11 protein-coding genes are annotated in these 12,014 nt (G+C 74.8%); 3 read left to right on the top strand and 8 right to left on the bottom strand.

Annotated elements, in window-relative coordinates; translation table 11 throughout:
* Positions 1–12: 12 nt before the first annotated feature.
* From ACILRH_RS12760 to ACILRH_RS12740, 5 genes are all read right to left on the bottom strand, one after another.
* Positions 13–1,101, bottom strand: a complete 1,089-nt coding sequence (locus tag ACILRH_RS12760; RefSeq protein ID WP_395693826.1) for an acyltransferase family protein — start codon at positions 1,099–1,101, stop codon at positions 13–15.
* A gap of 76 nt (positions 1,102–1,177) precedes the next feature.
* Entirely contained in the window at positions 1,178–2,209 is a 1,032-nt protein-coding gene (locus ACILRH_RS12755) for an SIS domain-containing protein (RefSeq protein WP_395693824.1), read from the bottom strand.
* Positions 2,210–2,220: 11 nt separating this feature from the next.
* Positions 2,221–2,385: a Trm112 family protein gene (locus ACILRH_RS12750; RefSeq protein WP_395693822.1), complete on the bottom strand. Its 165-nt coding sequence runs from the start codon at positions 2,383–2,385 to the stop codon at positions 2,221–2,223.
* Complete coding sequence (locus tag ACILRH_RS12745; protein WP_395693820.1) at positions 2,382–3,755, bottom strand: phosphomannomutase/phosphoglucomutase; 1,374 nt, start codon at positions 3,753–3,755, stop codon at positions 2,382–2,384. The genes ACILRH_RS12750 and ACILRH_RS12745 overlap by 4 nt, the downstream gene beginning before the upstream one ends.
* 34 nt (positions 3,756–3,789) lie before the next feature.
* Positions 3,790–4,149 (bottom strand): DUF3499 domain-containing protein, encoded by a 360-nt coding sequence (locus tag ACILRH_RS12740; RefSeq protein WP_395693818.1) that lies wholly within the window; start codon positions 4,147–4,149, stop codon positions 3,790–3,792.
* A 49-nt stretch (positions 4,150–4,198) separates the two neighbouring features.
* On the opposite strand from ACILRH_RS12740, the gene ACILRH_RS12735 reads away from it, so the two are divergent.
* The gene (locus ACILRH_RS12735; RefSeq protein WP_395693816.1) at positions 4,199–4,627 is read left to right on the top strand and encodes a metallopeptidase family protein; all 429 of its coding nucleotides are present in this window, start codon (positions 4,199–4,201) and stop codon (positions 4,625–4,627) included.
* Between the two features lie 526 nt (positions 4,628–5,153).
* On the opposite strand, the gene ACILRH_RS12730 is transcribed toward ACILRH_RS12735, so the two are convergent.
* From ACILRH_RS12730 to ACILRH_RS12720, 3 genes are all read right to left on the bottom strand, one after another.
* Entirely contained in the window at positions 5,154–6,575 is a 1,422-nt protein-coding gene (locus ACILRH_RS12730; RefSeq protein ID WP_395693814.1) for a DUF5719 family protein, read from the bottom strand.
* A complete protein-coding gene (locus ACILRH_RS12725) occupies positions 6,572–9,436 on the bottom strand; it encodes a glycosyltransferase family 2 protein (protein ID WP_395693812.1) in 2,865 nt (954 codons plus the stop codon). Before ACILRH_RS12725 ends, ACILRH_RS12730 begins: the two co-directional genes overlap by 4 nt.
* A 108-nt stretch (positions 9,437–9,544) precedes the next feature.
* Entirely contained in the window at positions 9,545–9,835 is a 291-nt protein-coding gene (locus ACILRH_RS12720) for a WhiB family transcriptional regulator (RefSeq protein WP_395693811.1), read from the bottom strand.
* 169 nt (positions 9,836–10,004) lie between these two features.
* On the opposite strand from ACILRH_RS12720, the gene cofD reads away from it, so the two are divergent.
* Both cofD and cofE read left to right on the top strand, forming a co-directional pair.
* Complete coding sequence (gene cofD, locus ACILRH_RS12715) at positions 10,005–11,018, top strand: 2-phospho-L-lactate transferase (protein ID WP_395693809.1); 1,014 nt, start codon at positions 10,005–10,007, stop codon at positions 11,016–11,018.
* On the top strand, positions 11,015–11,989 hold the full coding sequence (gene cofE / locus ACILRH_RS12710; protein ID WP_395693807.1) for a coenzyme F420-0:L-glutamate ligase: 975 nt from the start codon (positions 11,015–11,017) through the stop codon (positions 11,987–11,989). Before cofD ends, cofE begins: the two co-directional genes overlap by 4 nt.
* Positions 11,990–12,014 lie beyond the last annotated feature (25 nt).

The following is a 12,014-nucleotide window of genomic DNA, read 5'->3' as shown; positions in this document are numbered from 1 at the left end:
ATCCGGGCGGCCTCAGCGGACGGCGGGCTCCCCCGCGGTGACCGTCTCGACCTCGGCCTGGACCTCGGGCTGCACCAGGTCCTTGGCCGCGGTGAGCTCGACGGCGTGGCGTACGTGCCGCTCGGCGAACCCGAGCGGGTCGACCAGGTCCTGCAGCCTCGAGGCCACCGGCTCCCAGGCCAGCAGCAGGGCCAGGCCCACGGCGGCGAGCGTCGTGATCGCGAGGGCGACCGCGGCGTGGTGCTCGGTCCACCCCGGGTAGCCGGCGTACTCGGCGCCCTTCACCGCGAACCCGTGGAAGAGGTAGACCACCAGCGTGAAGGCGCCCATCCGGGTGAACCAGCCACCCACCCGCGGGACCAGGGCGAGGAACGCCCAGGCACCGAGGGTCCCGACGGCCAGGACGAGCGCCCGGGTGAGCAGGGCGTGCAGGTCGTCGGCGTAGCCCATCTCGTCGTAGCGCGACCGGTAGTAGAGCCACTCGGTGCTCGCCCACGAGTCGGTCCACGTGGTCATCACGAAGATGCCGAGCATGACCAGGACCGCGGCCACCTGGGCGGGGCGGCGGCGGAGGAGCTCCAACCGCTCGGGCGTCGCCTTGAGTCCCATCACGAAGAACGGCAGCAGGCCCAGGACCCGGGCGACGTCGAGGGTGTCGCCGGCGTACATGCCGGCCACGAGGCTGACGACGACCGCGACCAGCAAGCCGGCCGGCAGCGGCCGGAAGACCGGCGTGAGCAGCCGCCAGAAGAAGAGCGCCGAGAGGTACCACATCGGCCAGTGCGGATCGCGGAACAGGTCGGCGAGCTGCTCACCACCCACGTAGATGCGGAACAGCGCGAGCACGGTCTCGAAGATCAGGTACGGGACGACGACCGTGCGGAACAGCTGCCACATCCGCACGCGGGTCCACGCGAAGCGCTGGGAGAGGTAGCCGGTGACGAGGACGAACGCCGGCACGTGCCAGGCGTAGAGGAAGTCGTAGAAGTGGTCGTCGACGGCGTTGTGGGGCAGCAGCGTCCACGAGTGACCGACGACGACCAGCGTGACCAGCGCCATCTTGGCGTTGTCGAACAGGGGGTCACGGGCAGAGGCAGGCACCCTGTCCGGATACCCAGGCACCCGGGGGTTCAGTCCCGCGGGTGACCGGCGCCTCAGCCGTCGGCCGGGCGCCCGATCAGTCCTCGACGAGGCCGATGCGGAGGTACTCGGCGGCGTACGTCCCGCTGAGCAGCAGCGAGGCGTAGCGGGCCACCTCGGTCGGCGCGTCGGTGGTGACCGTCTCGACGCGGATGCCCCGCGCAGCGGCCGCGGCCTGCAGCCGGCCCCGCTGCTCACGCACGACGGGGTCCTCGGCACCGTCGTCGAGCACCAGCAGGATCGGGCGCCGCTCGCTGTCCCCCTCGGCGAAGGGGTCGTCGAAGACGTCGCGCGGGCGGGCGGCCTCGAGCACCGGCAGCAGGTGCTCGGCGTCACCGGCGAGCGCGGTCTGGCCGCTGGCCCGCCGGACCGACTCCGCGACCCGTCGCGCGGCCCGCGCAGCGAGCACCGAGCCGCCCCAGACCAGCGGGTTGGCGTCCGCGAGCGCGATGGCCAGCATCTTGGCGGGGTTCACCGCGAGGTCGCGATGAGGGGAGCAGGCGATCGCGACCTGGTCCAGGGCGTCGGCGACCTGGTCCGCGTCGGCGTCCGGCCCGAGCGAGACGCGGTGCAGGTACTCCAGGACGACCACCGCGGTGGCGAGCTGGTCACGGGTCGCCGAGGGCAGGATCGTGCTCCAGCGTCCGGCCGCGTGCTCGGCGACCAGCGACCCGGGCGGACAGGCCACCACGACCTGGCAGCCGCGGCGCACCGCCTCGGCCACTGCCGACGCGCTGCCGGTGTCGACGCCGTCGGGCGCGAGCACGACCACCAGGTCGAGGCTCCCGGCCCACCCGGGCAGCGCCGGCGCGGGCCAGGCCACGAACGGCACCGGGCACCACGGCTCGAGCACGGCACGGAGCAGGCGGGAGTCCGGACCGGCGGCCACGACCGCGCGGGGACGGTCGAGCTCCTCGGCGCGGCGGACCGCCTCCGCGGTCGCGCCGGCAGCGTCGTCGGCCGCCCGGCGCACCCGGGCGCCGGCCTCCGCGAGCGCACGGAGCCGGCCGTCACCGACCTCGAGGACGGCGTCGTCGTCGAGTCGCGACTCGTCGAACCAGGTGGCCATGGCGGACCCGGTCAGGCCGGCTTGCGGGCTTCGTCGACCAGGAGCACGGGGATGTCGTCGCGCACCGGGTAGGCGAGGCCGCACCCGGAGCACACGAGCTCCTCGGCCTGCACCTCCAGGTCGGAGCGGCAGGCGGGGCACACGATGATCGCGAGCAGCGCGGGGTCGAGGTTCATCGGTCACTCCTGATCCGGGCGAGCACGTCGTCGCGGACGCGCTCCATCGTCTCCTGGTCACGGCCCTCGGCGTTGAGGCGCAGCAGGGGCTCGGTGTTGGACGGACGGACGTTGAAGGTCCAGTCCGGGTGGCTCACGGTGAGGCCGTCGAGGCGGTCCGTGGTGACACCGTCGGCGCCGGCGTACTCCGCCTCGAGGGCGTCGATCACCGCGGCCGGGTCGGCGACCTCGCTGTTGATCTCGCCGGAGAGGACGTAGCGCTCGAACTCGGCGAGCAGACCGGACAGCGGCTGGTCGGTCTCCGCGAGCGCCGCGAGCGCGTGCAGGGCGGCGAGCATCCCGGAGTCGGCGCGCCAGAAGTCACGGAAGTAGAAGTGCCCGCTGTGCTCGCCACCGAAGATCGCACCGGTCTCGGCCATCGTCGCCTTGATGAACGAGTGGCCGACGCGGGTGCGCACCGGCGTGCCACCGAGCTCGGTGACGATCTCCGGGACCGCCCGGCTGGTGATCAGGTTGTGGATCACCGTCGCCCCCGGCTCCTTCGCGAGCTCGCGGGTCGCGATCAGCGCGGTGAGCGTCGACGGGGACACCAGGCCGCCCCGCTCGTCGACGAGGAAGCAGCGATCGGCGTCGCCGTCGAACGCGAGGCCGATGTCGGCGCCCTCGGCGACCACCCGCGCCTGGAGGTCGCGGAGGTTCGCCGGCTCGATCGGGTTGGCCTCGTGGTGGGGGAAGGTGCCGTCCAGCTCGAAGTACATGGGCACGAGCTCGACCTGGTCGCCCAGCCGCTCGAACACCGCCGGGGCCGTGTGGCCGGCCATCCCGTTGCCGGCGTCGACCACGACCTTCAGCCGACGACCGGCGACCGGGGCGAGCTCGAGCAGGTGGGCGGCGTACGCCTCGAGGACGTCGTGGTGGGAGATGTCGCCGGGCTCGCGGGCGCCGGGCGGCGGACCGCCGGCGACCAGGTCGCGGATCTCGGCGAGGCCGGTCTCCATCCCGATCGGCTGCGCCAGGCTGCGGCACATCTTGATCCCGTTGTACTGGGCCGGGTTGTGGCTGGCGGTGAACATCGCGCCCGGCACGCCGAGGTGTCCGGAGGCGAAGTAGAGCTGGTCGGTCGACGCGAGACCGATCATCACCACGTCGGCCCCCTCCGCACTCGCGCCGGCGGCGAACGCCCCCGCCATGCCCGGCGAGCTGGGCCGCATGTCGTGGCCCACGACGATCCGGCCGGCCCCGGTGACCCGGACGAACGCCGCACCGGTCACCCGCGCCAGCGCCTCGTCGACCTGGTCGGGGACGGTGCCCCGGACGTCGTACGCCTTGAAGACGGCGCGGACGTTCTGCGGGTCGAGGGTGTCGGCCATGACGTGGAGCCTAGCGAGCCGGGCGGCCGCCGGCTCAGTCGGTCGTCAGGACCCGGAGGTGACCCCGGCGAGCGGTCTCCCGGCCGGTCTCCTCGGCCGGTGCGACCCGGCGCGGTGGTGCCGGCCGCGCCGCCTCGCGGACGGCGTCGGCGAGCGCGAGCAGGTCGTCGCTCGAGGGTCCCTGGGCCGCCGGGTCGGTCGCCAGCCGCAGCACCTCCCAGCCCCGGGGCGCGCTGAGCCGCTCGCTGTGCACCTCGCACAGGTCGTACGCATGAGGCTCCGCATAGGTCGCCAGCGGGCCGAGCACCGCCGTCTGGTCGGCGTAGACGTAGGTGAGGGTCGCGACCGCGGGACGCCCGCAGGCGGTGCGCGAACAGCGGCGGGCAGGACTCACGCGGCAGACGGTACCCGCCGTCCCCCTCGGTCCCCATTAGGCTCGCGGCGTGGAGCATCAGCGGCGCCTGCGGGACCGGCGCGGACGGGGGATGCGCGGCCCGGCGATCCTGCCCCTGGTCCCCGGCCGCTCGGAGCAGCGCACCGCCCGTCAACGCTTCGACGAGCTCGCGCTCGACATCGTCACCGAGATCGACGCGCGGTGGCAGGACCGGCTCGGCCTGGTCGAGTACGCCGTCGAGGACACCCCGCAGATCCCCGACGACTGGACCTCGGGCACGGTGCCGCTGTCGTCGCTCGTGCGCGGCACCGGGACCCAGCCGACCCGGCTGGTGCTCTTCCGCCGCCCCATCGAGCATCGCTGCGACACCCGCGCCGACCTCGAGGCCATGGTCCTGACCGTGGTCGTCGAGCAGGTCGCCGAGCTGCTCGGCATCGACGCCGACCAGGTCGATCCGCGCTACGAGGCGGGCGACTGACTGACCCTGCCCGCATGCGGGTCAGGGCGCTCCGCGCTCCGGCGCCCCGGTGGTCGAGGAAGGCGCTCTGCGCCTGTCTCGAGACCCCCGCACCCGGGCGGCGGCGGGTGAGCAACCCTTCCACCCGGATCCGGTCCGCCGGCATCGAGGTGGAGGACACCTCACGGAGCGCTGCCTCTTCTGGTGACGCGGCCGAGGGTTGGATGAATCCCCGGTCAGCCGGGGATTCATCCGGGGTTGTCAGGGGTTGCGTGACGTTGTCAGGGGTTGCAACCCCTGACAACGTCATGTTCTCCCTGACCGCCCCCCGATGCGGTGGTGCCACCGCGGCCCCGCGCAGACAGGTACGCCCGGGCGGTCCGCGTGCCGAGAGAGCCGTGCGTACCGCACGACCTGCGGGCCGAGAGGACGACATGAGCCGCCCGGGGCAGCACCGCGATCCTGCGTCCCCGCAGGGTCGCGGGCGAGGTGGCCACCCTCGTGCGCCGTGGCCCCGTGAGCGGCCGCGGCCGCCCCTGAGCGGCGGTCAGGGCAGGCCCGGTCCGACGGCCGGGACCAGGCCGTCGACGGGCGCGACGGTGAGCGGCACCACCGCGGCGCCGTCGTCCTCGACGAGCACGGCACCGGCGACCGTGGTCCGCGAAGGCGTGACCGTGACCAGCGCGGCGCCGGTCGGGAGCTCGAGCGACGCGCCACGGTCCGGAGCGACCTCGACCCGGTCGCTCGAGAGTTCCCTGCCGGAGGCGGACCGCGTGACCACGTCGACGACCCCGGCCCGGACGGCCCCGGCGATCAGCAGCGTCTTCGCGGCCGAGCCGGACGTGACCTCCGGGAGCAGGACCGTCGCGGCACCCTCCACCGTGGGGTCCGGCACGGTGTGCGACAGGTCGTCGGCGGCCCGGGTGCGGAGGGTGGCGGTGACCGGCTCGGTCGAGGTGACCCGCAGGCCGGTGGCGTCGTCGCCGCGCACCAGGTCGGCGAGGGCACCGGACAGGACGAGCCGGACGGTGCTCTGCGGCGGGATCCGCAGGTCCGGTGCGTCCTTCGGGGTGAAGACCGAGCGGTCCGTCACGATCTGGACCGTGGCCCGGACCTCGTCGGGTCCGCCGTTGGCGACGGTGAGGACGTCGCGGCCGTCCTTCCCCGACGCCAGGCCCATCAGCAGGTTCGTGGTCGAGGGCTCGGACTGCCCGGGCAGCCAGTCCGTGCGGGCGGGGGCGCGCCCGACGGGGTCGGAGCTGTCGACCACGGTCGACCCGATCCGGCCACGGGCGGTGATGACCTCGAGGGTGAGCTCGTCACGGCGCGGGACCACCTGGGCCAGGTCGACCTGCACGCTCGATCCACCGGGCACCGAGACTCCCCGCAGCCGGGGGGCGTCGACCAGTCCGTCCGCGCCGTAGACGAGGACGTCGGCGACCGCGGTGCCCGCGTCGGGGTTGGTCAGCTCGAGCACCGACGTGTGACCGGCCCCGGAGCCGACTCCCGTGAACCAGGCGTCCGGCCGGGGCGGGAGGCAGGTCGCCGCAGCGGGTCGCTGCGTGCCGAACCGCGCCGCCACCAGTCCTGGGGCGGTCTCGTCCTCGCCGGTCACGGCGAGCGGTCCGCTCCCGCCGTCGGCGGTGGTGACCTGGCCGCTGACGACGTCCGCCTCGGCCTGGTCGGCCCCGAGCCCGACCCGCACGGAGCCGTCGACGTCCGCGGCGGCGGTCGTGAGCGCCACCTCCGGCGCGTCCTGCGCGGCGGACGGGCACACCACCGTCGACCGGGTCAGGGCGGTCCGGGTCGGCGGGTGGGTGGTCGCGAGCTCCTCGCCCGGACGCACGGCGAGCACGGCGAGCAGGACGACGAGCGGGAGCACCACGGCGAGGAGCATCGTGGCGTCCACGCGCCTGCGGCGCCGCGCGGACCGGCGACCGGGGGCGGACGGGGTGTCGGGCGCGCTCATGCCGACCTCCTCCTGCTGGTCGTCGGGAGGCACAGGACGAGGACCACGACGATCGCCACCCCGGAGACGACGAGGAGGACGACGCGCAACCACGAGGTCGGGCCCTCCAGCGAGGATCCGTCCACCGGGCGGTCGACCTGCCAGGCACGGGTCGTGCGGTCGGCCGCGCTGGCCTGCACCAGCCCGGGTGCGGCGTCGAGCACGGCCGCGACGTCACCGTCGGCGGGTGAGGGGAGGACGACGTACTCGATGCCGGCTCGCCCGAGCCGGTCGACGACCGCCGGGGTCGGACGGGAGACCAGGGAGCGCACGGTGCCGGTGAACGCGGTGTCCTCGGCGGTGAGGTCGAGCACCTCGTCCTCACCGGTCGTGATCCCGTCGCCACGTCGCACGGTGTAGGTCAGGCCGCCGGCCACGTCGCCGCGCACGACCAGGATCCCGTGCGCCGGCCCCTCCTCGGAGCTCTGCACCATGTAGACCGGGATGTCGGTCTCGAGACCGGCCTCGATCGCGTTGTCGGAGCCGACCAGCCACCACGCCAGGCCTCCGAGCGGCACGGCAGCGGCGACGACGGCCACGACGACCGCCACCCCCCGACGCCACGACCGCAGGTCGTGCGCGGCCCCGACGGCGCCGAGCGCCGCGGCGACGACGAAGGCCCCCTGGACGACGACCACGAGGGCGCCCAGGCCCGCGCGCGTCGTCGTCGCGGCGAGGTCGAACGACGCCTGCCCGAGGAGGGCGGCGAGGACGGCGGCCACGGCGGCGACGACCCAGCAGACGAGCACCGGGATGCGCGTCGCCCGGGGCACCAGGGCGAGCAGGGCCAGGACGACGAGGACGGCACCGATCCACCACGGCGCGCCGAGATCGCCGAGCCGGCCGAGCGCCAGGTCCGCGCCGTCGGTGACCGGGGCGGGCAGCCGCCCCACGTCGAGCAGCAGCGCCTCCGGAGCGCCCCGCTGCACGGCCGGGAGCCACCAGGGCGCCAGCAGCAGCGGCACCAGCCCGACGGCCACGGCGGGCGGGCCCCAGACCGATCGGTCGCGCACCGCCCCGCGGACCACGACCGCGGCGGCGGCCACGACGACCAGGCCGAGGACGAGCGCGACGAGCCAGAGGACGGGCGCGAACGACGACGCGACCGCGAGCAGCATCCCGGTGCGCCACGCGGCCCGCCAGCGCCGGTCGGCATCCGGGTCGGCGAAGCCCAGCGCTGCGTGCGCCAGCCACGGCAGCAGGGCGGCGACCACCACGACGCCGAGCCGCCCGTCACCCCAGGCCCCGGCGACCACCGGGACCAGTGCCCAGGTGGTCGCTCCCCAGAGCAGCACCCACCGCGACGCGCCGGTGTGAGTCACCAGCCTGCCGACCACGCGCAGGAACCGCCAGGCGCCCCAGAGGCCGAGCGGGACGGCAAGCAGCAGCACGGCCGACACGGCCGCGCCGGGGCTGCCTCCGAGGAGGGTCGCGAGCAGGGCGAGCGGGAGGACGTACGGCGGCGCGGGGACGGCGGTCCCGGTGCCCAGCGGGTGCCAGGTCGCGACCTGCAGACGCCACCAGTCCGAGAGGTCCGTGGGCGCCGGGGAGAGCCCCCCGCCGGCCACGGAGCCCAGCGCGGCCCGGCCGCCGACGAGCGCCAGGACCACCAGGACGGTCAGGAGCAGCGCGACCGGGTTGGTGAGGAACCGCGCGACCACCCCGGTGTCCTCGACCAGCTCGTCCTCCTCGGCGCGGGGCCGGGCGACCGTGCTCGCCGGCGCCCGCTCGGCCGCCGCGATGCGGCGGCGCTCGGCCACGTCCTGGGCCTGGTTGGTGGCCGCGGCGACCAGGTCGCCCAAGAAGTCCAGGCCGTGCCGGTAGGGCACCCACCAGGGGGCGAGCAGCCCCCGGGCCCGGTCCTCGTGCTCGTCGTCCTGCGCCGTACGGCGCTCGCGGCGGATCCGGCGCGCGGCGCGGATCTCCCCGGGGTGGGCGTAGAGGTTGAGGAGGGCGGCCAGGTCGTCGAGGGCCTCCCCGACCGACCGCACGAGCAGGAAGCCGACCATCCGCAGCAGCGTCCCGAGGAAGAGCCGCACCACCAGCCACGGCAGTGCTCGCGCCCGGCGGTTGACGAGCAGGGTGAACAGCGCCGCCCGTCGTTCCTGGTAGTGGGTGTGCCGGCCGGTCAGCGGCGTCCGCCGGACGCCCCGGTGGGCTGCCTCTGCGTGGAACACCACGGCCTGCGGCACCACCACGGTCCGGTGGCCCGCGGCGGCGGCCCGCCAGCCGAAGTCGATGTCGTTGCCGAAGATCGGCAGCTGCTCGTCCAGACCACCGAGCTGCTCGAGCACCGTGCGGCGCACCAGCATCCCGGCGGTGTTGACGGCGAGCACGTCGCGGATCTCGTCGTGCTGACCCTGGTCGTACTCCCCCCGCTCGAGCCCGGTCTCGCGGCGACCGGTCCCGGAGATGGTGACGCCCAGTTCCAGGAGCCGTCGCAGCGAGGGCCACTCGCGCAGCTTGGGTCCGAGGACGTCGACGCCGGGGTCGGCCGCGGCCACCTCGAGCAGCGCGGCCAGGGCCCCCGGATCGGGGTTGGCGTCGTCGTGCAGCAGCCAGACCCACTCCGCGGACGAGCCGCGCTCGCGCAGCTCGTCGAGCCCGAGGCGGACGGCCGCGGGGAACGAGGTGGAGCCGGGCGCTCGGACCACGGCGCCGAAGGCCTGCTCGAGCAGGTCGACGCTGTCGTCCTTGCTGCCGGTGTCGACGGCGACGACCTCGGCGACCGGCGTGCGCTGCGAGGTCAGCCCGGCGATGACGGCGGGGAGCCAGCGGCCGCCGTCGTGACTGACGAGCAGCGCTGCAACCGGGGAGACCACGGCCTCGACCCTAACGGCCGCCCCGCGGGTGGCCGTGCCCCGGGCGGGGAGTGCCGGGGCGACCGTCCGGCCGGGGCGCCGCTCGCGATCCCCGGCCGTCGACGGTCGTCAGACGGCGCGCTTCTTCAGCTTGCGGCGCTCCCGCTCGGAGAGCCCGCCCCAGATCCCGAAGCGCTCGTCGTTCATCAGTGCGTACTCGAGGCAATCGTCACGCACGTCGCACGTGAGGCACACCTTCTTCGCCTCACGGGTGGACCCGCCCTTCTCGGGGAAGAAGGCTTCGGGGTCGGTCTGGGCACACAGTGCCCGGTCCTGCCATCCTGCGTCCTCGGCGTCCCCGTCGAGGAGAAATAGTTCTCTCACGGCTTTCGCCCTTTCGACCCGGTGCTGCTCCCACATCCCCGACCCCTGGCGGCCCCGCCTCCGACGGGCCCGATCGCCACCACATGGGCCGTGAACGACACTGTGGGAATTACATGCCTGTCGTACCCGGGAAGTCAACCCCGGATCTGCTAAGGGGGACGACCGCCGCATGCTCCGCCTCCGCCCGTACGGCAAGGTAGGACGCATGCGGAACATCACGGTGCTGTCGGGCGGGATGGGCGGCGCCCGGTTCCTCCGCGGCCTCCTGCACGGCATCGAGCACCGGCTGCTGCCGGGCGTCGCGGCCGACGCCACGGTCACCGTCGTGGCCAACACCGCCGACGACATCTGGCTGCACGGCCTCAAGGTCTGCCCCGACCTCGACACCGTCATGTACACGCTCGGTGACGGCATCGACCCCGAGCGCGGCTGGGGCCGGCGGGACGAGACGTGGAGCACCAAGGAGGAGCTGGCGGCGTACGGCGTCGAGCCGACCTGGTTCGGTCTGGGTGACCGCGACCTGGCCACCCACCTGGTCCGGACCCAGATGCTCGACGCCGGCTATCCCCTCTCCCAGGTGACCGAGGCACTGTGCCGGCGGTGGCTCACGCCTTCCCTCGGCGACCGGGTCCGCCTGCTCCCGATGAGCGACGACCGCGTCGAGACCCACATCGCGATCGCCGACCCGGAGTCGGCGAGCGGCCGGCGCGTGGTGCACTTCCAGGAGTACTGGGTCCGCCTACGGGCGTCGGTGCCCGCCGACGCCGTCGTGGTCGTCGGCCTCGACGACGCCACCCCGGCGCCCGGGGTGGTCGACGCCATCACCGACGCCGACCTGGTCGTGCTGCCCCCCTCCAACCCGGTGGTGTCGGTCGGCACGATCCTCGGCGTGCCGCGGGTGCGCGAGGCGCTGGTCGCCACCCGCGCACCGGTCGTCGGCCTCTCCCCGATCGTCGGCGGCACGCACGTGCGCGGCATGGCCGAGCAGATGCTGACCTCGATCGGCGTGGAGGTGAGCGCCGCCGCCGTGGGCCTGCACTACGGCCCGCGCAGCGACGGCGGGGTCCTCGACGGCTGGCTCGTCGACCGCGTGGACGCCGACCAGGTGCCGCGGGTGACCGCCGCCGGGCTGCCCTGCCGCGCCGTGCCGCTGATGATGACCGACCTCGACGCCACCGCCGCGATGGCCGCCGCCGCGGTGGAGCTGGTCGGTCGATGACCGGCACGTCGAGCACGGTCGAGGTCGTCGCGCCCGACGGGGCGCCCGAGATCCACACCGGCAGCGACCTGGTCGGGGAGCTGCTGCCGCTCGTGCAGCTGGCCGACGGCGACATCGTGGTGATGACCAGCAAGGTCGTGAGCAAGGCGGAGGGCCGGGTCGTCAGGAGCAGCCGCGACGAGGCGGTGACGGCCGAGACCGTCCGGGTGGTGGCACGCCGGGGACCTACGACGATCGTGCGCAACAGGCTGGGCCTGACGATGGCCGCCGCCGGAGTCGACGCCTCCAACGTCGCCGCCGGCTCGGTGGTGCTCCTCCCCCGCGACCCCGATGGCTCGGCGCGCGGCATCCGCGCCAGCATCCGGGTCCGCACCGGCCGCAACGTCGGTGTCGTCATCACCGACACCGCCGGCCGAGCCTGGCGCGAGGGCCAGACCGACATCGCCATCGGGGCCGCGGGCCTGCTCGTCTCCGAGCCGTACGCCGGCCGCACCGACGCCCACGGCAACGAGCTCGCCGTCACCCAGCCGGCGGTCGCGGACGAGGTGGCCGGGATGGCCGAGCTCGCCCAGGGCAAGCTCTCCGGACGGCCGTTCGCGGTCGTGCGCGGCCGGGCAGACCTGGTGCTGCCGCCCCATCAGCACGGTCCCGGTGCCGCGTCGCTGATCCGGGCCGAGGAGGGCGACCTCTTCGGGTACGGCGCCCGCGAGGCGGTCGTGCGAGCGCTGCGCGGGGACCCGGGCGACCGGGCCCCGTTCGGCGCGCCCGCGGCGGCCGACGAGCTGCGGGCCGTGATCACCGACGTCCTCGGCCTGATCCCCACGCCGACCGGCCGCGACGGCGGCATGCTGACCGTGACCTTCCCCCGTGGGCTCGCCCGGGCGCTCTCGGCGCTGGCCTTCGCACACGGCTGGGAGGTGCTCGCGACCGACTCTCCGAGCGATGTCCGGTTGCGACCGGCCCGCCCGTAGAATCCGTCGTCGTCGTCCTGCCGCC

This window comes from Nocardioides sp., assembly GCF_044226765.1.
Classification (GTDB): domain Bacteria; phylum Actinomycetota; class Actinomycetes; order Propionibacteriales; family Nocardioidaceae; genus Nocardioides.
This window is presented reverse-complemented; position numbering and strand designations above follow the sequence as displayed.